The sequence below is a fragment of the Novosphingobium sp. BF6 genome, from assembly GCF_058273105.1.
On the sequence record NZ_CM177775.1, the window covers coordinates 2284719 to 2311245 of the forward strand.

Annotated in this window: 16 protein-coding genes, 1 tRNA gene and 1 pseudogene; 5 read left to right on the forward strand and 13 right to left on the reverse strand. The window is 61.8% G+C overall.

Annotated elements, in window-relative coordinates:
- Window positions 1–160: 160 nt before the first annotated feature.
- Window positions 161–2674 carry a TonB-dependent receptor gene (locus AC4D6D_RS11165; protein WP_491325324.1) on the forward strand — a complete coding sequence of 838 codons (2514 nt, stop codon included), beginning with the start codon at window positions 161–163 and terminating at the stop codon, window positions 2672–2674.
- Between the two features lie 777 nt (window positions 2675–3451).
- Here the strand turns inward: AC4D6D_RS11165 and AC4D6D_RS11170 are convergent.
- Genes AC4D6D_RS11170 through AC4D6D_RS11185 form a run of 4 tightly spaced genes read right to left on the reverse strand, consistent with a single transcriptional unit; the run spans window position 3452 to window position 9696 of the window.
- Window positions 3452–4576 (reverse strand): alkaline phosphatase, encoded by a 1125-nt coding sequence (locus AC4D6D_RS11170; RefSeq protein ID WP_491325325.1) that lies wholly within the window; start codon window positions 4574–4576, stop codon window positions 3452–3454.
- Window positions 4573–5991 (reverse strand): sensor histidine kinase, encoded by a 1419-nt coding sequence (locus AC4D6D_RS11175; protein WP_491325326.1) that lies wholly within the window; start codon window positions 5989–5991, stop codon window positions 4573–4575. The genes AC4D6D_RS11170 and AC4D6D_RS11175 overlap by 4 nt, the downstream gene beginning before the upstream one ends.
- Entirely contained in the window at window positions 5988–6674 is a 687-nt protein-coding gene (locus AC4D6D_RS11180; RefSeq protein WP_491325327.1) for a response regulator transcription factor, read from the reverse strand. Before AC4D6D_RS11180 ends, AC4D6D_RS11175 begins: the two co-directional genes overlap by 4 nt.
- A 55-nt stretch (window positions 6675–6729) precedes the next feature.
- A complete protein-coding gene (locus tag AC4D6D_RS11185; RefSeq protein WP_491325328.1) occupies window positions 6730–9696 on the reverse strand; it encodes a TonB-dependent receptor in 2967 nt (988 codons plus the stop codon).
- A gap of 371 nt (window positions 9697–10067) precedes the next feature.
- On the opposite strand from AC4D6D_RS11185, the gene AC4D6D_RS11190 reads away from it, so the two are divergent.
- Entirely contained in the window at window positions 10068–11294 is a 1227-nt protein-coding gene (locus AC4D6D_RS11190; RefSeq protein WP_491325329.1) for a histidine-type phosphatase, read from the forward strand.
- A gap of 924 nt (window positions 11295–12218) precedes the next feature.
- Here the strand turns inward: AC4D6D_RS11190 and AC4D6D_RS11195 are convergent.
- Window positions 12219–12301, reverse strand: a tRNA-OTHER gene (locus AC4D6D_RS11195).
- 232 nt (window positions 12302–12533) lie between these two features.
- On the opposite strand from AC4D6D_RS11195, the gene AC4D6D_RS11200 reads away from it, so the two are divergent.
- Entirely contained in the window at window positions 12534–13016 is a 483-nt protein-coding gene (locus AC4D6D_RS11200; RefSeq protein ID WP_491325330.1) for a DUF6911 family protein, read from the forward strand.
- Between the two features lie 205 nt (window positions 13017–13221).
- On the forward strand, window positions 13222–13503 hold the full coding sequence (locus AC4D6D_RS11205) for a hypothetical protein (protein WP_491325331.1): 282 nt from the start codon (window positions 13222–13224) through the stop codon (window positions 13501–13503).
- 168 nt (window positions 13504–13671) lie between these two features.
- Here the strand turns inward: AC4D6D_RS11205 and AC4D6D_RS11210 are convergent, their stop codons facing one another.
- The 8 genes and pseudogenes from AC4D6D_RS11210 to AC4D6D_RS11245 all read right to left on the reverse strand — a co-directional run bounded on the left by AC4D6D_RS11210 (window position 13672) and on the right by AC4D6D_RS11245 (window position 25526).
- Complete coding sequence (locus tag AC4D6D_RS11210; RefSeq protein ID WP_491325332.1) at window positions 13672–14145, reverse strand: hypothetical protein; 474 nt, start codon at window positions 14143–14145, stop codon at window positions 13672–13674.
- 801 nt (window positions 14146–14946) lie between these two features.
- Window positions 14947–15524, reverse strand: a pseudogene (locus tag AC4D6D_RS11215) (oxidoreductase).
- A gap of 248 nt (window positions 15525–15772) precedes the next feature.
- Window positions 15773–17143: a HAMP domain-containing sensor histidine kinase gene (locus AC4D6D_RS11220; RefSeq protein WP_491325333.1), complete on the reverse strand. Its 1371-nt coding sequence runs from the start codon at window positions 17141–17143 to the stop codon at window positions 15773–15775.
- A gap of 1 nt (window position 17144) precedes the next feature.
- Window positions 17145–17819, reverse strand: a complete 675-nt coding sequence (locus AC4D6D_RS11225) for a response regulator transcription factor (RefSeq protein WP_491325334.1) — start codon at window positions 17817–17819, stop codon at window positions 17145–17147.
- 11 nt (window positions 17820–17830) lie between these two features.
- A complete protein-coding gene (locus AC4D6D_RS11230) occupies window positions 17831–19216 on the reverse strand; it encodes an efflux transporter outer membrane subunit (RefSeq protein ID WP_491325335.1) in 1386 nt (461 codons plus the stop codon).
- Window positions 19213–22314 carry an efflux RND transporter permease subunit gene (locus AC4D6D_RS11235; protein ID WP_491325336.1) on the reverse strand — a complete coding sequence of 1034 codons (3102 nt, stop codon included), beginning with the start codon at window positions 22312–22314 and terminating at the stop codon, window positions 19213–19215. Before AC4D6D_RS11235 ends, AC4D6D_RS11230 begins: the two co-directional genes overlap by 4 nt.
- A complete protein-coding gene (locus AC4D6D_RS11240; RefSeq protein WP_491325337.1) occupies window positions 22314–23294 on the reverse strand; it encodes an efflux RND transporter periplasmic adaptor subunit in 981 nt (326 codons plus the stop codon). Before AC4D6D_RS11240 ends, AC4D6D_RS11235 begins: the two co-directional genes overlap by 1 nt.
- A 123-nt stretch (window positions 23295–23417) precedes the next feature.
- Entirely contained in the window at window positions 23418–25526 is a 2109-nt protein-coding gene (locus tag AC4D6D_RS11245; RefSeq protein ID WP_491325338.1) for a TonB-dependent receptor, read from the reverse strand.
- Between the two features lie 324 nt (window positions 25527–25850).
- Here AC4D6D_RS11245 and AC4D6D_RS11250 point away from each other — a divergent pair, with 324 nt between their 5' ends.
- The gene (locus AC4D6D_RS11250) at window positions 25851–26510 is read left to right on the forward strand and encodes a response regulator transcription factor (RefSeq protein WP_491325339.1); all 660 of its coding nucleotides are present in this window, start codon (window positions 25851–25853) and stop codon (window positions 26508–26510) included.
- The last annotated feature ends 17 nt before the right edge of the window (window positions 26511–26527 follow it).

A 26527-nucleotide genomic window follows, 5' to 3' on the forward strand; every position in this document is an offset into this window, starting at 1 on the left:
TGTTAAATGATTGAAAATCATTACCTTAAATGATTTCTGACAGATAGTTACAACGTCAGTGTCGCTGGTGTCATCAGACCTGCATCGATCTGACTTTAAAGCTCCATATTCGCGCCCCCGGCAGACCATTCAGGTGTCTTTCCAGGGAGCTAATATCAAAATGTTGAACAAATCCATTCGCCTTAGCGCGCTTGGAGGTACTATCCTCGCGAGCTTATTGGCCACAAATGCAATGGCGCAGACAGCCGAATCAAGCCCCGGCGATAGCGCGAGTGATTTTGGATTGGGCGACATCGTCGTCACCGCAACCAAGCGCGAGACGAATTTGCAGAAGACGCCGATTTCGATCAGCGTCGTAGATACGGCGATGATCAAGGACCGCCACGTCCAGAGCTTGTTCGATCTTGCCGATGGCGGTGTACCGTCGCTTCGTGTGACGACATTCGAAGCACGCCAATCTGCGCTGACGATCGGCATTCGCGGTATCGTTCCGCTCGACGCAAACCAGCCCGCACGCGAACAGGGCGTCGGTGTCTACATCGACGGCGTTTACCTGGGACGCCAGCATGGCCTCAACGCTGCACTGTTTGACACTGAACGCGTGGAGGTCCTGAAGGGGCCGCAAGGCACACTGTTCGGCCGCAACACGGAAGGCGGCGCCCTTTCGATCGTCACCAGAGCACCCACCGGTGAGTTCGGTGGCCGGATCGAAGGTGGTATCGGCAATCTTGGCGCTTATTCGGGTGCTGCGCACATTGACCTGCCAGAGTTCGCCAATTTCTCCGTGAAGGTGGATGCTGTTAAGCAGTATCAGGGGCCGACGACTAGGAATCCGATGCCTGGCCAGACGGGCTGGGGATACTACGACCGCACCGGTGGCCGTATTGCCGTACGTTGGCAGCCTGTAAGCGGGATCACCAACGATTTCGCCTATGACGTGGCTGAAGACAAGAACTCTCCGTTCTACAGTCAGTTGCTGGCCTTCAATCCCTATGGTTGCCAAGCCGGCCCGCAGTCCGCTTCTCCAAACTGCGTACTTCCCGGAACCAATTATACCGATCTGACAGGCACAGTACGCCCCACTGGCCCCGGCGTGGTTGTCAACGGGAAGACTTTGATGCGCAACGCCGACATTGGTGTTCCGCAGCAACCGAGCGTCGACAAGACCCACGGTTTCACCAATAACTTCAAGTGGAATTTTGGGCCTGAACTTGAAATCAGGTCCATCACCGCATGGCGCGGTGTCGACGTTGAGCAGTGGGACAATGCCGGTGGCGCTCACCGTCCGCCTGTTCTGGCTATAACGCGTAACCCCGCCACCGGCCTGTTCCCCACGACGGTGCCGTTCAGCCGCTACAGCCTTGCCAATCTGCGCCAACGTCAGTTCAGCCAGGAACTGCAGGCCGTCGGCTCAATCAACAGCATCGATTATGTCGCGGGCCTGTTCTATTTCAATGAGCATGTGAGCGACGATGCGGCGACGCCGAACTCGAACTTGTGGACTGTTGATCCCAACACGGGTGCAGTTACGGGTTACACGATCAATCCTGCGGTGTTCACCAATCCGTTCGCCACGATCGACCGGGCTTCCGAAGTTGTCTCGAAGAGCTACGCCGCTTACGGCCAGTTAACCTGGCATGCGACGGAGGCATTACACCTCACCGTGGGCGGTCGTTACACGCATGACAAGAAGCATGGCGAACTGCTCATCGCCAGCGGCGTGAACTATGTAACTAACCCCGCGCAAGCTACCCTTCGCGGATATCAACCACTCGATCGCACCTGGAACCGGTTCGATCCAATGATCACGCTCGCTTACGACCTCAATCCGGACGTTCATGTCTATGCCAAGTATGCGACTGGTTATCGCGCGGGTGGTGCAAGCTCGCGAACGATCAATTATCAGCCGTTCAATCCTGAGGACGTAAAGTCCTATGAAGCTGGCATCAAGGCGGACTTCTGGAATCGCCGCGCACGTTTCAACCTGACCGGCTACATCATGGATCGCAGCAACAGTCAGGTTGATATCAACACTTTCCTGTATCTTGGCGCCAGCACCTACAACAACCTGGAGACCATCAATCTCCCGGGCAATGCGAAGATCAGGGGTATCGAAGCGGACCTGACGGTAAAGCCGTTCGAAGGTCTGACGTTGAATGCCAGCTACGCTTATACCTACACCAAGCTGCCACTCACTCCGATCACGTATACCGCTCGCAATGCGGCGGGTGTGATCACCGACCAAAGCACGGTCATGCAGCAGTTCTTCATCGTCTTCACACCGCGTAATGCAGCGAGTGGTTCGATTGACTATGTCCTGCCTGTTGGTGGTGCCGGTGCCTCGCTTAAGTTCCACTTCGACGGAAACTATGCGCAGTCGACACAGACCTTCGATGCCTATGCGCGCACAAACGATGCATCTTTGATCTTCAACGGTCGCCTTTCGTTGGCGGACTTGGATATGGGCGGTCACGGTCAGAAACTGACCTTTGGCCTTTGGGGACGTAACCTGTTCAACGAGGCTTACGTGTACCGACGTGACCCGACGCAGGCGCTGCCTGGCTCCCCGGGCGCCACTAACGTACGCACGGGCAGCATTTCCAATGTGATGGGCGAATACGGTAACTTCAACATGCCACGCACGTTCGGTCTCGACGCCAGCCTTAGCTTCTAATAACATAAACCTTATGACCTGCGGCGAGCCCTCGTGGTTCGCCGCAGACATTTTTTGGCTGTCGAAGTTGGGCGCTGCGGTCGACTGGAGAGCGCACTCCGGTGCAAGTGCCCAACTTCAATACCTTGCCTCACCGGTAACAAAACCTCATCCTTCCTGTCTGCTTCTCGACGCCTTGGGGCTCAAGATCGAAGGGCGATGGGAAGACGATCTTCTTCCCAAATCGGAAGGAACAGGTTTCAGGCTTTGACCGCTTTTAGGAACAGCCATTGTTCGTGCCATATCTCAATAGTGGCTTGAGTTAGTCGATAGGAGCCGACGCCGCGCAAGCGTCAGCTATCTGCACGCTAGGCCTCTGGACCAGACGTTCCGCAATCGGCCAGTCCAAGGCATCCCGAATGAGGAAGCTGCCGGTCCATACCTGAGAGCGTAAAAATGGGTGCTGAATGACCGACAAGGGGTCGCCAATTTCCTCAGCCCCGAACGAGTGGAAGTGGGACGAAGCCGTCGTTCCCGAGAGTGAGACGCAGCGTCGGATTTCGCCAGTACCGGACAGGTGGCCGCTTTGCACGATTTTGTCGGGCGCCGCCAATGTACCGACAGAAGGAAAGCGGTCATCGCTGACACGCCTCGTCCAGCGCATCGTGGGGCACATGACGACGGCCGAGGATTTGCAGCCGCCTGAGATTGCACACTCAAATACTATCGATCCTGAAGCAAGATTTTCTATACGCCAGAGAGGTTGCTGCGGATAGCAGCAACCTCTCTGCATCCTCATTAGTTGTCCCGCTTCCAACCGAATGCCGAAAGCATGATGTCGAACAGCCGGGTGTTCGGCATGAAGCCATGCACTTTGTCTGCACCAGGGCCGGTTGCGGCTACGATGACCTCCTCGCCCGTGTGTCCGTCCTGCACGCTAATGACTTCGTTGGCGGTATTTGTCATGCCCAGCTTGGCGGCTTCGACATCGTACTGCTCCAGCAGCGGCGTCCCACGCTTGCCACCACCCACGCGCAGGCCGAAGCTGTGGTCCGCGGTAAACAGGATCAGCGTATCCTTGCCCGCGATCTGGCTGACGCGGCGGATCATGTCGTCCATTTCCTTGACGTGCGCGAGGCCCTTCTTCGCATCGTCAGTGTGCATGTCCCACTCGACCATCAGGAAATAGCCCTTGGGGTTGCGCGCAAGCTGGGCGATCGTCGCTTCCACTGCCGGAATCGGTGCGAAGTCGGCGTCTCGCAGCACGGCCACGCGGGCACCGTCGCGCACGATCGCCGGGTCTTCGCCATAGCGGTAGCCCGCCGCGTTGAAGGCCTTCTCCGGCGTGGTCTGCTGTGCGGCAAACGACCCGGCGGCATCGGCGCGGCCCTTGCCGATCAGGATGTCCACGCCGTCACCGAAGCGGGGCTTGAGCATCTGGCGAAAGATCTCGTCCTTGTTCTTGCGGGCACCGACGTGAGCGAAGGTCGCCGCGGGCGTCGCGTCCCAGATCTTCATATTCGTCATGACGCCGGTGGAAAGGCCGCGCTCCTCGGCATATTCGAGCAGGCTCTTGACCGGTACGACCGCGCCGCCGGTTCCCGAGGGAATGGCCGAGACCATAGCGTTGTTGGTCTTGTGGCCGGTCATGATCGCGGTCATCCCCGCACCCGAATCCGTCACCCACTGGTTGAGCGAGGACGTGTCCGACAGGCCGACGTAAGGCATCGTGTGGATGTACAGCGACTGCGGCGCGTCATTGGCAAGGATGCCGCCCGCGTTGAGCGTGGGCAGGCCGCCCGCATCGCCTAGAAACAGGATCACGTTGCGCGCTTCCTGCGCCATGGCGCTGCCCGAGGCACTTGACAGGAGGAGAGCGGAGAGCCCCGCGAGGACGCGGCGTGTCTTGGGAGAAAGGGTCATTCGGATGCTCCTTGATGATCGGATGAAGACGCAGGAAGGCGCGAAAGGATCAGGCGGGCGCGCAGGCCGGGGTGGTTGTCCTCCAGTTCCAGCCGCCCGCCGTGCAGCGAGGCCACCGCACTCGCCAGGCTGAGGCCGAGGCCCGTGCCCGGCGTGCTGCGCGAAGCGTCGAGGCGGCCGAACTTGCGCATCGCCTCGTCGCGGCGCGATGCGGGGATGCCGCTTGCGCGATCGGCGACGCAGATCTGCGCCTCGGCATCGACGGCTTCGGCCTCCAGCGCGATCAATCCGCCCGCCGCGCCGTACTTCAGTGCATTGTCAATGAGGTTCGCCAGCGCGCGCGCCACCAAGGCGCGGTTGCCGTGCAGTTCCAGGCAGGGCGGGCAGGCGACGGTGATCGTCACGCCCCCGGCTGCGGCCAGCGGCTGGTAGATCTCGCCAAGGTCGGCCAGCATTGCGCCAAGGTCGAACGGTTCGAACGTGCCGCGCCCCACCCCGGCTTCAGCACGGCTGATCTCCAGTGCGCTTTCCAGCATGTGCAGGACGATGCCGACTTCGTGCGCGATCGCCTCGAACCGGGCGAGATCGGCCGGATCGGGTGCTGCCGCCAGCGCCTCGGTGACCTGGATGTGGATGCGGGTCAGCGGAGACCGCAAATCGTGGGCCAAGGCGTCGGTAAGGGTGCGATGTTCCTCCACCAGCACTTCGATCCGGTCGAGCATGGCGTTCAGCGAAGTCTTGAGCCGGTCCACCGGATCGCCGCTGCCGTCCGTCTCGGCACGGCGGCGCAAGTCCCCGGCGCCGACATGCTCGCCCACGGTGGCGATCGTCTCGACCATGCGGTTCATCTCACGCACCAGCACGATGCTGCCGAGCAGGCCGATCGGGATCGCCAGCGCCAGCGCGCCGGCAAGTCCGCGCAGCAGTGCCAGCTGCATATGGATGCGGTTGTCGAGCAGGCCGCCCAGCAGCAGTCGCTCACCGGTCGGATAGCGGGTCGTCAGGACGAGAAACTCTTCCGGCCTGGCGCGGTCCTGCCGGTGCAGCAGGCCGGTTCGCCACGTCTCGGGTGCGCCGATACCCGGGGGCCAGGCCAGGACATTGCCCGCGAGCTTTCGGCCCCGCGCATCGACGAGCAGAATGGCGGTGTCGTCCTTGTAATCCGGCCCCGACCGGTCCGCGACCGCCTTGCCGAGGTTGGGAATACCGCCCCGTTTGTAATGGCTGAGCAGATGGCTCTGCTCGTGCTCCAGCGGGCGCTGGAAGTTCGACAGGAGGATGCGGTCGGTCTCGAAATAGACGTAGAGCAGCGCGGGCACGGTGCATGCGAAGCACAGCGCCAGATACAGCAGCAGGAACTTGCCTGCCGTGGAGCGCCAGGGCGCGCGTCGACGAAGGAGGGAGGCGAAGTTCACCGCGGCGTCCCAAGCCTGTATCCAGCACCGCGCACGGTGCGGAGTAAAGGCACCAGACCCGGTCGGTCGACTTCCTTGCGCAAGTTGCTGACGTAGACGTCGATGACATTGGTGCCGGGATCGAAGTCGTAGTTCCACACCTTCTGGAAGATCATCGAGCGGGTGACGACCTGTCCCTGGTTGCGCATCAGGAATTCGAGAAGCTGGATCGCCCGCGGTTGCAACATCAGCACATGTCCGGCGCGCTCGGCACGGGACGCGAGCAGGTCCAGCGTGAGGTCTTCGCAGGCAAGTCGGGTCACGACGGCCGGTGCTGTGGCACGGCGCCGATGGAACACTTCCAGACGGGCCAGCAGTTCGGGCATGGCGAAGGGCTTGACCAGATAGTCGTCCGATCCGGCGCGCAGGCCCCGGACGCGCTCGTCGGTGGAGCCGATGGCGGAAAGGATGATGACCGGCGTGTCGCAGCCCTGCGCGCGCAGCGTCTCCAGCAGGGTCAGGCCATCGAGGCCGGGCAGCATCCGGTCGAGCACGATCCCGTCCAGATCGCCCGACTGCGCCAGTTCGAGACCCCGCAACCCGTCTGCCGCGCGTTGGACGCGGTAGCCCTCCTGTTCGAGGCCGGAAGCCAGGAAGTCTGCGGTGGCGGGGTCGTCCTCGACGACCAGGATGGTCCTGTTCATGCTGCTCCGGTCTGCGGGAAGGAGGCGCCCGCCGGGCGCCTCCCTCGTTTTACGCTCAGAAGTTGACGCGCACACCGGCAAGGTAGCGGCGACCGAACGTTTCGTGTTCGATCGGGCGCGAATAGACACCCTGATAACGGATACCCGCCTCGTTGGTGAGGTTGTTGGCATCGAGATAGAGCTGGACGTTCTCGTTGATCGAGTAGCGCAGCGAAGCGTCGAGACGCGCCACGTTGGCCCAGTAGGCATCGCCAATGATGTCGCCGTCGCCCAGCGAGTCGAGGTATGCCTTCTGCCACTGGTAGCTGACGCGGGCCGAGAAGCCGTAGCGCTCGTAGTAACCCGAGACGTTGTAGATCAGCGGCGAGGCGCCCGGCAGATCGGTGGTGCGGCCGTCCGGCGTGGTCGCCTTGGAGTCATTGAGCGTCAGGTTGGCCTGAACGCCGAAGCCCTGCGCCCAGTCGGGCAGGCCGGCGGCACGGGCAAGGCCTTCGAACGGCTGCGAGAACGCAAACTCGACGCCGGTGATATGGCCGCCGCCGCCGTTGGCCACAGTGGAGTAGCGATAGTCCGAACGGTCCACGCCCGCCGAGTTGAGAACGTCGGAACCGAACGAGGTCAGCTCGACGTCGTAGAGAATGTTCTTCAGGTCCTTGTAGTAGCCGCCGACCGAGAAGAACCCGCGCGAGGGCATGTACCATTCGAAGTAGAGGTCCACGCCCTTGGCGCGTTCCGGCTTGGCCTTGGGATTGCCGCCCGAGACCACCTGCTCGACGTCGTTGTACGAGAAGTTCGGGCGCATCTGGTCATAGTCGGGACGGGCGGCGCCGGTGTTCCCCGACAGGCGCAGCTTCATGTCGCGATTGATGTCCCAGTTGATGTGGATGCTGGGATAGACCGAGGTGAAGCTGTTGGAGACGTGGGTGGGCGTCCAGGCATTGTCCACCAGGGACAGGGCCGAGCCGGTGTTGGTGATCCGCTCGATGCGGGCGCCGTAGACGATATTGCCCCAGTCGAAATAGCTGGTGCCCATCGCGTAACCGGCGATGACTTCCTCGGTCACGCGGTAGTTGTTCTTTTCGCTGGTGTCCTTCTGGATCTGCGCGGCACCGGCGGCGACGTACTTGTCGAACAGCGCCTCACCCAGTTCGCTGGAGAAGTATTTCCAGCCGTAGCCCATCGGCAGCTTGCCCTTGTAGGGTGTGTCGATGCTGATATCCGCCTGGGTGGGGTTCGTCAGACCCGCGGCGGCGAGCGTCGCCGGGGTCACTTCCAGCACGGAGCGGGTCGAGGTCTTGACGCGCTTGTCGTACTCGCCGCCGAACTGGAACACGGTTTCGGCACCGAACAGATCGAGGTTGTGCTCGATGTCCAGCTTCGCGGTATAGGCATTGGTGCGATCGAGCTGGCGGTTGCGCGTCATCGACAGGAAGTTCAGCTCGGTTGGCGAGATGAACGGTCGCGATGCACCGGCGCTATAGGTGCCGTTCGAATTGAGCACGGTGTCGTAGAGCTGGATCTTCGACAGGTTCGGGTCGGTGAAATCGTAGACCAGCGTGGGACGCTTGGTGAAATCGCTCGGGCTGGCCCACGACGACTGGAACGGCGGCTTGCTGCGGTCATCGGCGCGGGTGTAGTTCAGGCGCCACCTGACCTTCCACGAGTCCATCGCGTGCTCGCCCGCCAGGGTATTGGTGAAGATGCTCTGGCGCGAGGAGTTGGAGTTCAGCGTGCTCTCGATCTCGGCACCGTAGAGGGTGCCCTGCATCGGCGTGTTGCCGGTGCGGATATCGGCATAGCCGGTGGTCTTGCCCACCGTGCTGCTGCCGGTCTTCTTGGCGTCCTGATCGAGGTCGAAGACCCAGGCATTGCGCAGTTCGTCATCGCGGAACTGGCTGTAGATCGAGGACAGGAACACCTTGTTGTCGCTGTCCGGGCGCCATTCGAGGCGGCCGGAGAACGACGTGTTACTGCGCTTCAGGCGATAGAGCTTGTTCTGCGTCTTGGCGTTCCAGATGCGGTCCTCGCCGCCCGGCTCCTGGTCTTCCGGCGAGATTTCCCAGGAGTTCTCGAAGTTGTCGGTCACCATGTCGCGCTCATAGCGCGAGGCGCCGACGAGGATGCCGAGCGTGTCGTTCGCGAAGCGGTCTGACAGGAAACCGCTGAGGTTGTACTGCTTGCCCTGGCCCAGGTCGTTGTAGCCGTAGCCCGCATCCAGCGCACCCTTCAGGCCGGGATAGTCGAACGGGCTGCGTGTCACGATGTTGATGTTGCCTGCCACGGTTTCGCCCGGCATGTCGGCCGTCACGGCCTTGCGGATGATCGTCTGGCTGGCGATCGAGGACGGGATCGTGTCGAAGCGGGTCTCGCGTCCGGCGGGGCTGATGACGTTGACGCCGTCGAAAGCCATCGTCGTCCAGCTTGCCGGTGAGCCGCGCAAGCTGATGTAGCGTTCCTGACCCTGATCGCGGCCGACGCTGACGCCCGGCAGGCGGCTGACGGCGGCGGCGATGTTCTGGTCGGGGAAGCGGCCTGCACTGTCAGCGGCGATGACATCGACCAGCGAGGTGGACGAGCGCTTGATCTGGAGCGCGGCTTCTTCCGATTCCGCGATCGGGCGGCTGCCGCTGACCACGATGTCGTTCGCAGCGTCCACCGCACGAGGCTTGAGGGCGACGCGCAGGTCGGCGGCACCGGCTTCGACCGCCTGATGGCCGGTCTCATAGCCGATATAGGCAATGCTCAGCTGCTGGGTGCCCGCGGGCACGCGCTGGAGCGTGAAGCGGCCGTCGCTGTCGGTTACGCCGACGATGTCCGAGCCGTCCACACGCACTTCGGCGCCGCGCAGGAAATCTCCCGCGCCGTTCACCACTACGCCCGAAATGCGGCCCTCTGCACGCACGGCGGTTTCCGACTGGGCCTGCGCGGGCGCGAAGGTCAGCGGCAGGCTCGAACCGGCGACGGCCGCGATGGCGACTTGCAGACGCAGACGGTTCTTCGAATTGCTCAGGAAAATCGACATGACAAATAGCCCCCTTCTTCGCAATTCAAAGAATTGCGAATTTCCAATATACTGAGTTATTCGTGAAAGCATTTTCCGCGGCGGCGGAATTGGCTGTACTTACACCTTGTGTATTGATTTCCCATCCGCACGGTAATTGCGGCGCGACATCGTTGTGGTTCGTTGGGAAGGCGCACTAGGCAGGGCTATTTACGCTTCTGTGACATTCGCGAAGATTAGGGAAATTTAAGATTTAGCCTGAGGGGTGCTCCCTTTCGACGATCCTCACGATATCGGGCCGATCTTTCCTTCAAGGAGCGGCGCGCCTGTCTTGGAACCGTCACAAAGCCTGCATACCGGCTAGGGCGCACCTAACAGGGGAACTTCCCGTCATGAATCACACGCCGCGCTTGCGCCCGATCGGCGCCCTGCTTGCCGTCGCTTCGGCGCTTGCGCTTTCCGCTACCGCCGGTGCCGCGCCCAAGGCTGCCGATCTGACCGTGGAGCGCGTCGTTATCTTGATGCGCCATGGCGTGCGCCCCTCCACCAAGTTTCCGGCAACTCCCGAAGGCACCACGCGCGAGGCATGGCCCGCCTGGTCGACGCCCGCGGGAGATCTGACTCCGCACGGCGCCGAGGGTATCCGCCGCCTGGCCGCCTACGACCGCGAAGTGCTGGCAATTCAGGGTCTGCTGCCCGCCACCGGCTGCGCCGCTCCGGGAACGATCAGTGCCTGGTCCAGCGGCAGCTCGCGCGCGATCAAGACCGGGCTGGCCTTCATCGAGACGCTGCAACCGGGCTGCAAGGTTGCTCTCGATCATCCAGCCGGCGAGGATGATGAGGACCAGTTCCACCCCTCCACATCCAAAGCTGCGATGGACGGGGACCGGGCGCTGGCGGCATCACAGGCGCAGTTCCCGGCGAGCGGGCTGCAAGGCGTGATCGCCGCGCGCAAGGCGGACTTCGCCACGCTGGAGCGCATCGTCGGCGTGCCGGTGGACACCACCTCGACGCTGAAGGCGACGCCGGGCGACAAGCCCGACCTCAAGGGCGGCCTTTCGTTCGGATCGACGGCGGGGCAAACGATCCTGCTCCAGTACCTGGAAGGCATGCCGATGGAGCAGGTCGGCTGGGGCCGCGCGAGCAAGGCGGACATTCGCGCCATCCTGCGCTTCCACCCGATCAAGTTCCAGTACGAGACGCGCCCCGCCTACGTCGCGCAGCGCCTGGCTGCGCCGATTGTCACGCGCATCGTCGATGCCCTGTCCGGGCAGGGTGGTCGCCTGACGCTGCTGTTCGGGCACGACACCAACATCGCCGCACTGGGCGGCTTCTACGATCTGCACTGGACAATGGCCGACTACCCGCGCGACGACATCGCGCCTGGCGGCGCCATCGGCTTCGAGCTGGTGCGCGATGCCGCAGGTCGGCGCTATGTCCGCGTTTTCCAGCAAGCGCAGTCGATGGACCAGTTGCGCAGTCTCGCGCCGCTAAGCCAAGCCACTCCGCCAAGCCGCAGCTATCTTGCACTTCCGGGATGCGGATCAGGGAGCAAGCCATGCGATCTGGAGACGTTTGAAAAGCTGACGCGCGAACGATTGGCCAACCCTACCGGCTAAAGGCGCGATTGACGCTTTCGGACGAGCAACTCGCGCTTCCGGTCACGGGAGGCGTTCAGTCGAGTTTCTGAAACCCAGAAGGCTGAATTACTCCATTTTTGTGTCAAAACGAAAGCGCCGATATAGCGGTCGTCGCCGGTGCGCGAGAGGCTCAAAACGTTCATTCATTCTCCAGTGGAATGGAGAATGGAGTTTGACCTTCAAATCAGGCTTTGCACTCAAATTTCCGATTCGGTAGCGCATCATTCATGCAATTTAGACCTATTCGCCAGTCCGTTCTCTGCGCCTTTGCATCTCTCTGCCTGACGAGTTGCACGGACTCGGCGGATTACATGTCCATAGAGGACTTCAGGAAACTCTGCCGGCACTTCAAGTTCATTGGAGCCGAGTGGATGCCTGTTGCCGATACCCTTCGGAGTAAGATCGCATCTGGGGAAATCAACCGCGATCGCGAAATATTGTTTAAAAGCGGATTGCATAATTCCGGAGAATACAGGCGTCCGCTCGGCAAATTGAGCAGGTATAAAAATCTCTGGATCATGATCATCGACGTGAATTACAATGGACGGCGGGTTATGCAGATGATCATGCCGACATATCGCGTTAAAGGAAGTTGGATATCGCTAAGCGCTCCGGAATATCATGAACTAGATTGTTCCGGTGAGAATGGAAAATCGCTAAGCGATTACATCTAGAGATGCACTCAACCCGAGTGAATATAGCAAGCGGGTAGGCTGACCTTAATCGCCTCTGATGTTGATGCTTACGTGGAAAAGCCAATCCGGCAGTGCCATTCCAAATGGCAACTAGCCACCCATCTCCGACGTAAGCGGCGCGCACCTGCGCTCCCGTAACCGAAACGGCAAGATTTCACGATTTTTGATCCGAAATGTGCCTGACCGGACCCGCCGACTTTGCAGACGTGGCCAGCGGCAGGATTCGAACCCGCACCTCGCGTAACGAGCTCCGCCCGAAGGCAACGGGATTCTCCATTCTCCCACGCTGACAAACCATCGTAGCTCAGGCTGCTACCAATCTACATACAGAGTACCCAACAAAGCGGAATGGCGGATTTTCAGAGTTTTAACCGAAAACCTACCGCTCCGGAGTCCCGACCTTTCCGACTTTGAGGGAACCTAACTCGGGCGCCAGGACCGGTCGGTCGTTCAGCCGAAGGGCGGCTTTTCAGGATTTTAATCCGAAACTTGCCCTTCCGGAGCCGCCGACATTGCGGACGTATTGGCCCGACCTGATAGGGCTTTTATACACCCAAGCACCATTCCACTAAAATGTAGCGGAGCCTTTGCAAAAGGCGCTCAGGGAGGTTCGCAGATGATTAGATTTGGGGGATTTTATGTTCAAGATGGATCGCGAATTCAGCTGCCCTTGAGAGAAAATCCTGATCTAAATTCAATTATTGCCGCGATGACATCCATTAGCGACTACGGAGTTATTGTCCTCATATACTCGGATGAAGGTTTAAAAATTTCCGAGTTAAAAATACATATCAGCAAATTCCGTTATATGCCGCATCTAGAAACTATTACTGCAGACGGAGTGATCGTTAGATCGATCGACAACCATGAAATGATTTGTGGATTGATTGAATTCATGGGCGAACTATATCCTTCTGGTAATATTACCGATGATATCCAGTATGTAGTTGATATCTGTGCCGAGTTCATTAATTCTGGAACCGTTTCGGGAATGATTGTGATCTGAGCCGATCAAATCCAGATTTGCTGTTTTCCCCGACATTTTGGTCGTAGAGGGTCTCGATCCGCCCCAGGCATAGCGTCCGTCCGTTCAGATTGTGGCCAACCCAGCAATTGGCCGCTTTCATGGCGCCACAGAGGCCACGTGAAGGTCAGCTAAGTCGGGGATTCCAGACATTGCAAACGCAGCGTGCTTATTGCACTGCAGTCATATGCAAGGGACCGATCCGATAGCGCCAACGTCGATCGAACACTCGATCGATGAAGTTTGGAATGGAGAGGAGTTGGATCAATATTACAACTTTATCGATTATCATTTCGAAGAATCTGGCGCTTATCTGCGGGCACGATTTTATCTAGATGAGCCGCAAAAGGTTTTTCTGAGCGGTCCGTTTGAATCGCGTCGAAGCAAGGTCGCTGTTGCAGCAGACAGTACTCGGGAAGCTGTCATCACATACTTGAAGCGGCGCTTCGCGAAAATTGTGGCGCGGTAAAAGCCAACGTCCGATTTAGGGCGGTCCGGTCAGGCACCTTTCGGATTAAAATCGTGAAATCTTGCCGCTCCGGTTACGGGAGCGCAGGTGCGCGTCGCTTACGTCGGAGATGGGTGGTTTTGCGACGGTCTGTTTTTCGACATCTTCACCGGTAAAACCGACCTTCAGCTAGTCGCAGTGAGAAAGCGGCAAGGCACCGCGCTCTTGGGGCACTTCATGGACGTGCCATCTCGCGGATAGTTTTTTCACGGTAGCATCTGCAAATGCCTTCGCTTCATTCAGGTCGTCACCGTTAAATCCTATCGCGATTTGATCTGTAGGCAGGCCTAGGTTTCCAGCACCAAAGCTAAATGCACTTCCTCTCTCCGCCCCAATATTCACAGCGCGGTCATTTACGGGCACGTTTTTATTATCTGAGGCCAGATTTTTTAATTCATCATGTGTTTGGCCGCTTCGATCAAAAAACTTCATTCGATATGATTGCGCGATTTCATTCATGAAGCTGGTAAAAGCCGGAATTTCTTGCGGACCAGCGAGACAAAACTGAACCATGCGGAAAGGCTGCTTCCCTTGGGAGCAGCCTGCCAACCCTAAGATCAAAACACCAAGTATCGTAGCGCGGGAAACGATAACTAACCGCATACCTTACCGCCCTCATGTCTGCTTTCAGGAGTGATCCATGAAAGAATGAGAGGCTGCAAGGGGGCGGGTTCGGTCAGGCACCTTTCGGATTAAAATCGTGAAATCTTGCCGTTCCGGTTACGGGACCGCAGTTGCGCGCCGCTTACGTCGGAGATGGGTGGATTGCGGTCAGACTGCCTGATAGCCTCTGGCCATGGATTTCTCAATAATCTTGGTGTTGCCCATCGCAGCGCTCATTGCGTTTATTACCTGCATCGGAGCAGCGGTCGCCTCACATCCGAGGCCGCGTCTGATCTGGCCATGCGCTCTGTCGATCCTGCTGACAGCTTCCGTGTTTACAGGCCTACCTTCGGCCGCGTTATTCGGCGTCTGGGCTATGACCCTTTTCGTGGTCACTGTTTGGGCGGGGATGGGAACGGTATTCGGGGCGCTTTTGGCAAAATTGGCCACCGCTGCGATCCGTCTTTTTAGGACCAGTTGAACGTCGCCTTTGTCGGCGTGTCCGGAAAGGCGGGTTCGTGGTTAAAATCGTGCAAGGCTGCCATATGTCAGGAGTTGCCATTCCAGCAGCCAGAGGGGAACAGCTCAAGTTGGTCGACTGCCGAATCCGTGCGAGCGTCTGCTATGCCCGCAACCCGGCTCCGGTCCGGACATTCGCCTAACGGCCAGTGTTGCGCGTTGGCATTTGGAAAGCTGCCGGTCTGCCCCTGGCGAGTGAAAATCGAAGGCTGAACGGCCGACAAGGGTCGGCTCAGGATGTGATAGCCATCTGATGTGACAGCCAGTATCGGTCTTGGACACTCACACTGTGCTGACCGTACCACCGTCGATGACGAACTCGTTGACCCGAACGCCTTTAGGACCGAGCTCCTTCGAGATCGAATTACTGTAGGTCCTCAGCGCAGCCTTGGCGGCGGAATAGCCGGTGGTGGATTCGGGCAGCGGGAGGACGGACTGGATCGAGGTGAGGTGAACCACAATGCCCTCGCCCCTCTCGAGCATCTGGGGATCAGCAACCGATCGAGCCGGACTGTCGCAAGGAGATTGAGGTTCATCTCGGCAAGCCAGTGGTCATCTGTCAGCGCGGTGAAGCCACCTGCCGGCGAAGCTGAACCGCCGATGACATGGGCAAGAATGTCGATGCCGCCCAGCCGCTCCAACGCAACCTTGGCTAGCGCTTCGCCACCCTTTGCGGTCGTTAGGTCCGCCTGCACATATTCGACGCCTTCTATGGTGTCCCTGATCGAGCGGGCGGCGGTGATGACACGGGCTCCGCCAGCCAGGAAGCGCTTTACAGTGGCGCGGCCCAGTCCTTTCGTGCCACCGCTGACGAGAACGCGTTTACCGGCGAACTCGGCGGGATCGGCCCTGATACTCATAGCGTGACCTCCAGCTTTGCGATGGCGCCGTTCACAAGCGTGTCTTCGGATAGTGAGCCCCCTTCGAGAACTGATCGACTTTATTTACCTTCGAATCCGGTCTTTGTCGCAGCGCGTGCATCGATCCAGCTCAAAGGGCGTGTACCTCTACTCTGGCGGCTCGACGGCAGCTACTTTTGTTCAATCAGCAGGCGGTTCAACCGCGGGCCGCGTATGCATGACTGGGCCCTTTTGAGAACTAATCGCTCCTACTTGTCTTCGGCCCCTGTGAAAATTACTGTGGGCAGCCGCAATTCCACCTCGAACCCGGTCACGCCGCCTAAGATCTGCACGGTACCGCCATGCGCGAGCATAATGGCCTTTACCATGCTCAGACCAAGCCCATGCCCCTCGGTGCTGCGGGACCGCTCTGCACGTGCGAAGCGCCGGAACAATCTACTTCTGTCTGCCTCGGTGACGCCAGGACCATCGTCGGACAGGGACAGGACGATTTCACCATCATCCGCGCTTGCTTTGAGCCTGGCAACGGTTCCCATTGCGGTGTGTCGTAAGGTGTTATCAAGTAGGTTTGCCAGTGCCTGACTCAATAGACGGCGATCGCCTGCCGTCACCAACCCCTGCGCGATTCCGTGTTGAAGGAACCTGCCGCTATCCTCGAAATCCGGCCCGTAGGTTTCAACCATCTGTTCAAGCAAAAGCGAAACGTCGATTTCCTGCCGCGGAATTTTCTCGGAAAGCCCTTCAACTTCGGCAATCCGCAGCAAAGATGCGAAAATTTCCAGCAAGTCTGAAGCTTGCCTTCGTGCGTTTTCTATCAGGCTCAGACGAACGGAGGCATCTCCCGCCACTTCGGCCATTTCAAGGCTGCCGCAGAGCCGGGTCAGAGGCGTTCGCAGGTCATGGGCAACGTCGCTCGACACCTGCCTGAGGTTTTCCATTAGGTTTTCGATGCGATCCAGCATGCGGTTCAGTGTGCCGGACAAGCGGTCGAACTCGCTGCCGGATCCGTCGAGGGGAATGCGGCGTGCCAAATCCCCCTCGATGATCGCCTGCGCCGTCGTATCGATCCGGCTGAGCCGACGGCGCGTCACCCAGCCGACGAGACCGGCTGCCAACAGACCGAGCACAAGACTGGCCGCCATGGCCCCTGCAAAGAGACGCGACAATGTCCAGTCGATCTCATCCAGATCGGAGCGGTCCGCCGCCACGACAAGCACTCCGCCGGGAACCCGGGTGACAAGCGCCTGTGCGATCCCTTCGCGCCCGGAACCCTTGTGCCGATAAGCCAGAAGTTCCTCAAAGCCTTCGCGCGAGGGAAGCTGAGCATCGAGCGCCCCGGCGAGAGACTTGCCGCGATCGTCGGTCAGGAGATAGTCGAGACTGGCGGTGGACCGCGCAGCCTCGCGCCGACCGATCGCGGCAGTCAGCGCGGGAAGACCATCGTTCCTGGCTTCGGCGAGCAGGCCCGAGGTCTCGGCCGCGATGCGATGATCGAGCTGCTGTTCGAACGCCTCGTGCGTGACTTCGTAGGCAACCGCGCCGATTGCCACGATCCCCAGCGCGAAGACCAGCGCGACGATGGCGACAAGGCCTGTCGTCGTCCTCCAGAACCGGCGCATCCTAACGAGACCTGATCATGTAGCCCGCGCCCCGGATGGTCTCGATGGCGTCTTCCTCGAAACCGGCGTTGAGCTTGGACCGCAGGCGGCTTAGGTGGGTTTCGACGATATTGGTCTTGGGATCGAAATCGAAATCCCAGACCCGTTCCAGTAGCATCGTGCGCGTCATGATCCGGCGGGGATTGCGCATGAGTTCCGCCAGCAGAGTAAATTCGCGCGGCTGCAAAGCGATGCGCTGCCCTTTCCGATCCACGGTGCGACGGTGCAGATCCAGCACGATATCTCCCACCTCCAGTCGATGGACCTCCGCACGGACTGCCGGACGGCGGGCCAATGCATTGATCCGCGCCAAAAGCTCGGAAAAGGCGAAAGGCTTCACCAGATAGTCGTCGGCGCCCGCATCGAGCCCGTCTACACGATCGGCGATGCCGCCCACCGCCGTCAGCATCAGCGCCGGGGTTTCATCGGCGGCGGCTCTCAAAGCCTTGACCACAGAGAGCCCGTCCAGCCCCGGCAACATGCGGTCGACGACGATCACGTCGAAACCACCGCCGGTAGCCTCGAAAAGGCCGTCGCGACCGTCGCGGGCGAGGACGACAGTGTGCCCCGCCTCCTCCAGTCCGCGCGAAACGAACCGGCCGGTTTCCTCGTCGTCCTCGATCATCAGGATTCGCATAGTCGCATGCCTTAGCCCGGCTCCTGCACGGTGCGCCAGCCACCTCCGAGTGCGCGAAACAGGGCAACTTCTGCAGCAGCCACCGCAAGATCGCTTTGCGCCTTGGCCAGTCGCGCATTGGCCAGAGTGCGCTCGGCATCGACTTGGAGCAGCCCCGAGGCATCGCCCTGACGTACGCGGGCCGCGGAACGCCGGGAATAGGCCTGCGCCTCCACCACCGCATCGGTCAGCAGAGCGTTGCGCCGTACTTCGGCATCGTAGCCCGCGAGCGCCGTTTCCACTTCCCGCAGGGCCTTCAGCACGACCACGTCCCACCCCGCCAGAGCCGCCTGCTCAGAGGCGCGGGACTGCGCCAACATCGCCCTTGCCGGCCCCTGGTTGGGAAAGGCCCAGCTCACCAGCGGCGTGGCGACAGCGTCAAAGCCGCCCGCCAGCAGGCCCAGCGCGCCACCCAGGTTGACGCGCGGATAGAGGTCCGCCCGCGCCACCCCCACCCGCGCGGTGGCAGCAGCGAGCTTGCGCTCGGCCTCGCGAATGTCGGGTCGGCGCAGGAGCAGCGCGGTGCCGTCACCCACCGGAGCGGCTGCGGCGAGGCGCGGCGGCTTGATGCAGGCGAAACTATAGCCGCGCGCCTCCGCCGGAGGCCGTCCCTGCAACGTGGCGATGCGATAGAGCGCATTGGCCCGCTGCGCTTCGTAAGGCGCGAGTGCCGCGCGTGAGGACGCCGCCAGCGCCGCCGATTGCGAGACTTCGAGCGGCGAAACGTCGCCCGCGCTCAATTGCTCGCGCACAAGTGCCAGCGAACGATCCTGCGCAGCGACGATCGCCTCGGCCTCGCGCTGGGCCTGATTGGCCGAACAGAGATCGACATAGGCCTGAACCATATCCGCAACGACCGTGACTTTCACGGCATCGAGCGCGGCCTGCTGGGCCTCCGCATCGGCCTGCGCGGCCAGCGCGCCAGAGCGCAGACGGCCGAACAAGTCGATGTCCCAGCTAGCCGTCGCGGCGATATCCCAGTCGCTGGCGGAAACAGATGCGGCGCTGGGTTGCTGGCTGGGATTGTCGAGCGTCAGTGCGCTTTCGATTGTCGTCGTCGGCAGGCGGGCCGCCCTGGCCGACCGCAAGGCGGCGCGGGCACCGTCGAGGTTGGCATAGGCGACGCGCAGGTCGGCGTTGGCGGCAAGGCTTCCTGCGACGAGTTCGTCGAGCTGCGGGTCCGCATAGAGCCGCCACCAGTCGTCCGGGACCGGTGCGATCGAGGAGACCGGCAGGCTGGCGAAGGCTCCCGTCGCGCTCGGCGGCGCGACCGGGGCCGGGACCTTCGGCGCGGTCATGCAGGCGGAGGTCGCAAGGGCGAGAAGCGGCGCAAGGCGCCGGGCGAAGCGCACGCTCATGCCTGCGCCTCCCTGCCCTGCTCGCTTGAGGCGCGGCGCTCCTCCCCGAAGCGTCCATAAAGCGACGGCATCAGAAAGAGGTTGAGCACTGTCGAGGAGATCAGCCCGCCCAGGATGACGATCGCCATGGGATGTTCGATCTCGTGCCCCGGCGCATGGCCCGCGACAATCAACGGCACGAGGGCAAGGCCCGCGCAGGCCGCCGTCATCAGGATCGGCACCAGCCGTTCCTCGGCACCGCGCAGCACCAGTTCCCGGCCAAACGGCATACCTTCCTGCCGCTCCAGATGGCGATAGTGCGAAAGCAGCATGATGCCGTTGCGCGCGGCGATGCCGATCACCGTCACGAAGCCGACCAGCGAACCCAGCGAGAGCATGCCGCCGGTGAAGGCGACCGCGACCACCCCGCCGACGAGCGCGAACGGCAGGCTCACACCGACGAGCACGGTGATCCGGCGCGAGCGAAATTCGATCCACACGAGCAGCAGGACGCCCAGCAGGCAGAGGGCGCCGGTGGTCCAAAGGCGCTGACGCGATTCCTTGAGGGCCGCATATTCGCCCAGCACTTCGGGGTGATAGCCTGCCGCGAACGTCACTTTGTCGACAGCCGCCTCGACCTCGCGCGCCACGGTGCCGAGCTCCGCGCCGGAGACGTTCAGCGTTACGTCGAGACGGCGCTGGCCGTTCTCGCGCTTCACTTCGTTGGGCGCGGGAACGATTTGCACATCGGCCACGTCGGACAGGCGCACCGGCGCTCCGGTAGGCGACTGGATCATCAGGTCGCGCAGGGCGTGGATATTGCCGCGCACTTCGGGTTCTCCCCATATCGCCACGTCGAAGGCGCGCTGGTTGCGGTAGATTTCGCCGACCTTCTGCTGCGCGACGAGCGTCTGGGCCTGCCGCCGCACTTCGCCCGCCGTCAGGCCGAGCCGCGCCAGTTCGGCTGCGCGCGGCTGGATGCGCAGCTGGGCGGCCAGCACCTGGCTCTCCAGCTTGAGATCGGCGACCCCCTGGATTTTCGCGATGGCATCGCGCACCCGCTGACCGGCGGCGCGCAATTCGTCCTGATCGGGACCGTAGATCCGCACGACGACCGTGGCACCGGCCCCGGTGAGCACTTCCTTGATCCGCTCGCGAAGGTAGGTGAGCACGTCGCGGAACAGGCCCGGATAGCCGTCTATCACGTCCTTGATACGCTTCACCGAAGCATCGTAGTCCGCCTTTTCATCGAGACTGATCCACAGTTCGGTGAAGTTGGGGCCGACCACTTCGTCGGCCTGCTCGGCGCGGCCGATATGGGCGCCGAAGTTGCGCACGCCCGGAATGGACCGCAGTTCCTTCGAGGCGCGGATAGTGATGCGGTCCATCGCCTCGATCGAGGTGCCGGGCTTCTCGACGAAGTGCATGAGGAAATCCGTCTCGCGGAAATCGGGCAGGAACTGGTCCTTGAAGGTCGTATAGCCGATTCCCGCCAGCAGCAGCCCTCCGGCCACGACGCCGACCGCCAGCTTCGGCCGTACGATCACCGCAGGCAGCGCGCCGACGTAACGGCGCTTGAGCCAGCCGACCACGCGGGTATCCCGCTCCGGCCTCAGCGGTGCATTGGGCAGCAGCATCAGGCATAGCGCCGGCGTCACGGTCAGCGCCACGAGCAGCGAGGCCGCGATCGCCAGCACATAGGCGATTGCCAGCGGCTGGAAGAACGTTCCGGCAAGCCCGCCGAGGAAGAATATCGGCAGGAACACCATCATCACGATCAGCGAGGCGAAGACCACGGCCGAGCGCACCTCCAGGGAAGCGGCCAACACGACCGCGAAAGCGGATTTCGGATCTTTCGCTTCGCGGTTGAGCCGTAGGCGGCGGGCGATGTTTTCGACATCGATGATCGCATCGTCGACAACTTCGCCCAGCGCAATGACGAGGCCTGCGATGACCATGACGTTGATCGTCGCCCCGCTCCACAGCAGGACCAGTCCGGCTCCAAGAAGCGAAAGCGGGATCGCCGTGAGGCTGATCGCGGCCTGCCGCCAGTCGCGGGTGAACAGGAACAGCACTGCCGCAACGAGCGCGCAGCCGATCAGCAGCGCCCGGGTCAGGTTGTCGATGGAGCGTTCGATGAAGGTCGCCGGGCGGAAGATGGTGGTGTCGACCTTCACCTCGCCCAGCCCCGGCTTCAGTTCGGCGATGGCTGCCTCGACCGCGCGGGTGAGTTCGAGCGTGTTGGCGGTCGGCTGTTTCTCGACGATGAGCATGATGCCAGGTACGTCGTCGATGATCGCATTGCCGATCGGCGGGGCATGACCGTCCACGACGCGGGCAACGTCGCCGAGTCGGACCGGCGCGTCGCCGCTCTGCCTGACGATCGCCTGCGCCAGTTGGCCCGCATCCTGCACCATGCCTGACTGCTGGACGGCGATGCGCTGGTTCGGGGTATCGACGAAACCGCCGCCGCCCACCAGCACGGCATCACCCGTCGCTGCACGCACTTCGGCCAGCGTCACGCCCGCCGCCCGCAGCCGGTCGGGGTCGACCAGCACTTGCAACTGTCGGTCGCGCTGCCCCCAGACCGCAACATTGGCCACGCCCGGCACCGCCATCAGCCGGGGCCGGATCGTCCAGCGCACCAGCTCGGAGAGCTTCATCTGGTCGAGCTTGTCCGAGGTCAGCCCGATCTTCATCGCCCGGCTGGTCGAGGACAGCGGCGGCATCAGCACCGGCTGTCGCGCCGCGAGCGGCAGGCGCGCCTGCACTTGCGCTACGCGCTCACCCACCATCTGGCGCGCGCGCATAACATCGGTGCCGCGCTCGAAAAGGATCTGCACCGAGGACAGGCCGAGCACCGACTTGGAGCGCAGTGTGATCAGGTCCGGCACGCCGTTCACCGCGGTCTCGATCGGAACGGTAACGAGGCTCTCGACTTCCTCGGTCGACAGGCCGGGCGCCTCGGTCTGGATCTCGACCATCGGCGGTGCGAATTCAGGGAAGACGTCCAATGGCACATCGCGACCGGCACGCAGGCCGAGCACGATCAGGACGGCGGCCAGCGCGAGCACGAGCACGCGCTGGACGAGGGCGAAGCGAACGAGACCGGCCAGCATCAGTGGGCCGCTCCGAATTCGGTGCCGAACAGCTCAGCCGCGCCGACGGACACGATCTCGGCTCCATTTTCCAGTCCGCGAGCGAGCAACGCCTGACCGTTCACTTCGGAGGCCACCTCCACGCGCTGGCGCACGAATGTGTCCTTGGCGGTGCGGCGATAGACCCATTCACCGCCGTAGATATCCCGCAGGATTGCGGAAGACGGGACCGACAGGCCCTCTTTGCGGCCCGCCATCGGCAAGTCCACCGAAACGCGCTGGCCGACGCGGAAGCGCCGGTCGCGATTGTCGAGCGCGTAATAGAGATCGACCGTACCTGCCGCCGTGTTCGCCGAAGGCGGCGCCGCGACCGGACGCGCCCCGCGCGCGCCGCCCTGCACACCGATCCCGCGCACCATGGCTTCAGCCCCCCGCGTCAGGTCGCCAAGGTCACTGGCAAAGACCGAGGCCCGCACCCAAAGGGTCGCCTGGTTGCCTAGCGCACCAACGGCCGGGCCGAGCAGGCGGCGCTGCTGCTGCGCCGCGTCTGCCAGAGCCTGAGTCGCGCCCAAGGCCGCCGCCGCCTCATCGCGGGCACGCACGCTGCCGGCCTCTTCGCGAACGAGGGCCTCCGCCCGGTTCAGGGCTATCCGCGCCAATCTGGCCTGAGCCTGGGTGCGCGCCACCTCGCCGTCCGCACTCGCTTGCTGGGTGCCTATCTGCTGGAGATTGCTGAGCGCGCCGGTCGGCACGCCGTTTGCGCTGGTGGGGGGCACCACCACCTCCCCGGAAACCTCCCGCATCCGCTGCGCCGAACCACCACCGACGCGGGACATTTCGATGCCGAGCCGCCGCTGCGCGGCCGGGGTCAGCGTCAATCGCAGCAGTTCCGTCTCATGCGCGATGAGTTCGGCATGGGACGGAGAAGCCGCCTGTTTGGAGGAAGGCTGCCCGCAAGCAGCGACAGCGATCGGAAGGATCAGGATGAGTGTCTGGCGCATGACGCATGCGCTATCCCATCGTCATTGGGAGAAGCTGGAGGGCACTATACAATTTCCCAATGTCGCAGCTCCGGCTCCACCAGAGCGACGGTCCGGCCTCGGAGGGCCGGACCGTCTCGAACATCAGAGCGCGAAACGCACCGTACCCAGAACGGTGCGAGGCGCTCCGGGCAGGTTCAGCAATGGCGAAGTGCCATGCCCAGAGACAATATAGTTCTTGTCGAACAGGTTGTAGACGTTGAGCTGCAACCGCGCCGGTCCCACGCGGGTCCAGGCCATCGCATCGGCGGTGAAGTAATGCTCCAGCACCGTGGTATTGGCAGGGTCGGCCCAGCGATTGCCGACATAGTTCGCCCCCGCACCGATGCCGAACCGGTCTCCGAAGCTCTTGGTGAGGAAGGCATTCGCGGCGTGCTTCGGCGTCAGCGTCGCCCCCTTGTTCGCGAAGAGCGGATTTGCCGATTCCGTTACCTTGGCATCGAGATAAGCGTAGCCGACGATTGCGCGGAAGCCCGAAGGCAGATCGAGCGCACCCGAAACTTCGATCCCGCGCGTCCGCTGGGTGCCGATCGGGACGACCACTTGCGGATTGGCCGGATCGCTGCCCTTGATCCCGGTACGGCGCAGAATGAAGGCGGAAACCTGGATATTCAGGCGACTGCCCATCAGCGTGTACTTGGCGCCGACTTCCTTGTTCGTGGTCTTCTCCGGCGCGATGTCCGCATTGTTGGCCGCGAGCGCGAAAGTCTCTGCCGAAGGCTGGAAACTGGTGCTCCACGAAGCATAGTAAGACTGCACATCGTCCGGCTGGAAGACGAGGCCCGCGCGAGGGCTCCATTTCTTGTCGGTGCGTTCCAGCGGTGTCGCACGGGCGGGGATGATCAGTTCGGTCTTCTGCTTGAACCAGTCGTGGCGGACGCCGACCAGAGCCTTGAAGCCCGCGCCCAGCTCGACAAAGTCCTGCACGTAGAGACCGCGCGTGTCGAAGGTCGATGTGGACTTGGCGCTCAAGGCCGTGAAGTTCGCGTTGGAGACGGTCGGAAGCACCGGATCGAGGATCGACGTCACCGCCACGACGCGCGACGCGATGGTGTCGGCATCCTTCACCTGTCGGGAAATCTCGAAGCCGTAGAGGACGGTATGCTTCGTACCGCCCAGCTCGAACTTGTGCGTCAGTTCGGACTGGTTGGACCAGCCGTCCTCGTCGCGCAGAATGCCGCCGTGCGAAAGCGTAACCGTACCGGCCGACGCGTTGACTGCGGTGGTATTGGTGTTGTGGCGATCGAGCGTATAGCGATAGTGCCGGAAACCGTTGCGGAACGACAGGGCATCCGAGAACCGGTGGGCCAGCGTCACTGTCTGCGAGAGCACTTCCGAACGGCTCACGTCGGCATCACGGGCATTGGCGGCGCCATAATAAGTCGGGCGGGGAACATCGACGACATGGCCGTTGATACCAGGGATGCCGAAGTCGGTCAGACGGCGATCCTTCAGGTAGTCGGCCTGGATCAGGATCGTGGTATCCTTGCCCTCTCCCAGCAGAAGCGAGGGCGCTAGCGCAATGCGCTTGACGAACTGCTGATCGCGGAAGCTGTCGCTGTCCTCAAGTGCGCCGGTCACGCGGAAGCCGACGCCCGAGACGGCATCGAACCGACCCAGATCGATCTCGCCGCGCGCGGTGTCCTTCGAACCATAAGTCAGCGTGCCGGAAAGGACTTCGACATTCGGCTTCTTGGTCACGCGATTGATCAGGCCGCCCGACGAACCTCGGCCGTAAAGCACGGCGGCCGGGCCTTTCACGACCTCGACCCGTTCGACGTTGGAAAGATCGCGGAAATAGAGCCCGTCGTCGCGAAATCCATCGACATACTGGTCGGCGATGGCCGTGAAGCCGCGGATCGTCACCTGATCGCGCTGACCGTCGCCATGCGAGAACGAGACACCGGGAACGTTTTTCAATGCGTCCTGCAAGGATAGCGCACGCTGGTCGCGCAGGACTTCGGACGGGACGACCGCAACCGACTGCGGCAGGTCCTTGAGAGGTATCGCGATCTTTGCCGCCCCGGTTTCCTGCGCGACATAGCCTTCGTTCTCGCGCACTCCGGTGACGATGATCGAGCCTTCCTGTTCACCCTCTGCTGCCGCGGCATGGTCGGGCAAAGCTATCGGGAGGGCAATGACGGTCGAGACGAGAAGGCGCGCAAAAGCGCCCTTCGAAGCGAAGAGTGGCATCACAGGCAATCTGAACATCCCTCATGAAATTTTCTGCGACCGCGTATCAATAGCACTTCCGCCTTGCAACAATTTGTTACATATCGTTACAGGACGCCTCATCATCAAGGCGTTGGCTTTGCTTGCAAGCCTCGGAATTATCTGCCTTTCCAACTGCCCCCCGTTCGTTGAAATTATTGTGAGAAAGCCTCCTCCTATTGTCCTCGCCGCCACCGTGGATAGAGCAAGGACCGCATTGCAAATGACTCGCAGTTACGCGAGAGGCTCGCCATACTTCATCGAACCGGGCTTTGGGCCTGCGAAAGGACCTGAAGCGGATAGGCCATGCGCATTCTCGTTGTCGAAGACGATAGCGCCCTTGCGGCGGAACTTTCCCGAACGCTGCGGGGCGAGAACCTGGCTGTCGACCTCGCGGTCGATGGGGAGGAAGGCCTGCATCTGGCGACGACCGAGCACTACGACGCAATGGTCCTGGATCTCGGTCTTGCCAAGATGGACGGTATCGCGCTCTTGCGGGATTGCCGGGAGAAGGAACTGACCCTCCCCGTCCTGATCCTCACCGCCCGCGATTCCTGGGCGGACAAGGTGGCCGGTTTTCGCGCCGGTGCAGATGACTACATGACAAAGCCGTTTCTGCCCCAGGAGCTGACGATGCGGTTGCGGGCCCTGGTCCGGCGTGCCAACGGCCATGCGGCGACGCGACTTGCCTGCGGGCGGCTGACTTACGATGCCCAGCTGGGCCACTTCGAACTGGACGGACTGGCCCTTCGGCTAACCGCTTTCGAATGGCGCGTCCTCTCCGCGCTGATGTTGCGCAAGGGCATCGTGGTCGAACGCCGGGAGTTGTTGGAGCGCGTCTATGAGTACGATGCCGATTCCGATTCCAACTCGCTGGACGTGATCATCGGCAGGCTGCGGCGCAAGATCGGTGCGGAGATGATCGAGACCGTTCGCGGACGCGGCTATCGCCTCGGCCCGGCCTGATCCCTCCCCTCCGTTTC

What these genes read in the sequence shown, in the direction of transcription:
- AC4D6D_RS11165 (WP_491325324.1), top strand. Translation starts at nt 161, where the DNA reads ATGTTGAACAAATCCATTCGCCTTAGCGCGCTTGGAGGTACTATCCTC.
- AC4D6D_RS11170 (WP_491325325.1), bottom strand. Translation starts at nt 4,576, where the DNA reads ATGACCCTTTCTCCCAAGACACGCCGCGTCCTCGCGGGGCTCTCCGCT.
- AC4D6D_RS11180 (WP_491325327.1), bottom strand. Translation starts at nt 6,674, where the DNA reads ATGAACAGGACCATCCTGGTCGTCGAGGACGACCCCGCCACCGCAGAC.
- AC4D6D_RS11185 (WP_491325328.1), bottom strand. Translation starts at nt 9,696, where the DNA reads ATGTCGATTTTCCTGAGCAATTCGAAGAACCGTCTGCGTCTGCAAGTC.
- AC4D6D_RS11190 (WP_491325329.1), top strand. Translation starts at nt 10,068, where the DNA reads ATGAATCACACGCCGCGCTTGCGCCCGATCGGCGCCCTGCTTGCCGTC.
- AC4D6D_RS11205 (WP_491325331.1), top strand. Translation starts at nt 13,222, where the DNA reads ATGCAAGGGACCGATCCGATAGCGCCAACGTCGATCGAACACTCGATC.
- AC4D6D_RS11210 (WP_491325332.1), bottom strand. Translation starts at nt 14,145, where the DNA reads ATGCGGTTAGTTATCGTTTCCCGCGCTACGATACTTGGTGTTTTGATC.
- AC4D6D_RS11220 (WP_491325333.1), bottom strand. Translation starts at nt 17,143, where the DNA reads ATGCGCCGGTTCTGGAGGACGACGACAGGCCTTGTCGCCATCGTCGCG.
- AC4D6D_RS11225 (WP_491325334.1), bottom strand. Translation starts at nt 17,819, where the DNA reads ATGCGAATCCTGATGATCGAGGACGACGAGGAAACCGGCCGGTTCGTT.
- AC4D6D_RS11230 (WP_491325335.1), bottom strand. Translation starts at nt 19,216, where the DNA reads ATGAGCGTGCGCTTCGCCCGGCGCCTTGCGCCGCTTCTCGCCCTTGCG.
- AC4D6D_RS11235 (WP_491325336.1), bottom strand. Translation starts at nt 22,314, where the DNA reads ATGCTGGCCGGTCTCGTTCGCTTCGCCCTCGTCCAGCGCGTGCTCGTG.
- AC4D6D_RS11240 (WP_491325337.1), bottom strand. Translation starts at nt 23,294, where the DNA reads ATGCGCCAGACACTCATCCTGATCCTTCCGATCGCTGTCGCTGCTTGC.
- AC4D6D_RS11245 (WP_491325338.1), bottom strand. Translation starts at nt 25,526, where the DNA reads ATGCCACTCTTCGCTTCGAAGGGCGCTTTTGCGCGCCTTCTCGTCTCG.
- AC4D6D_RS11250 (WP_491325339.1), top strand. Translation starts at nt 25,851, where the DNA reads ATGCGCATTCTCGTTGTCGAAGACGATAGCGCCCTTGCGGCGGAACTT.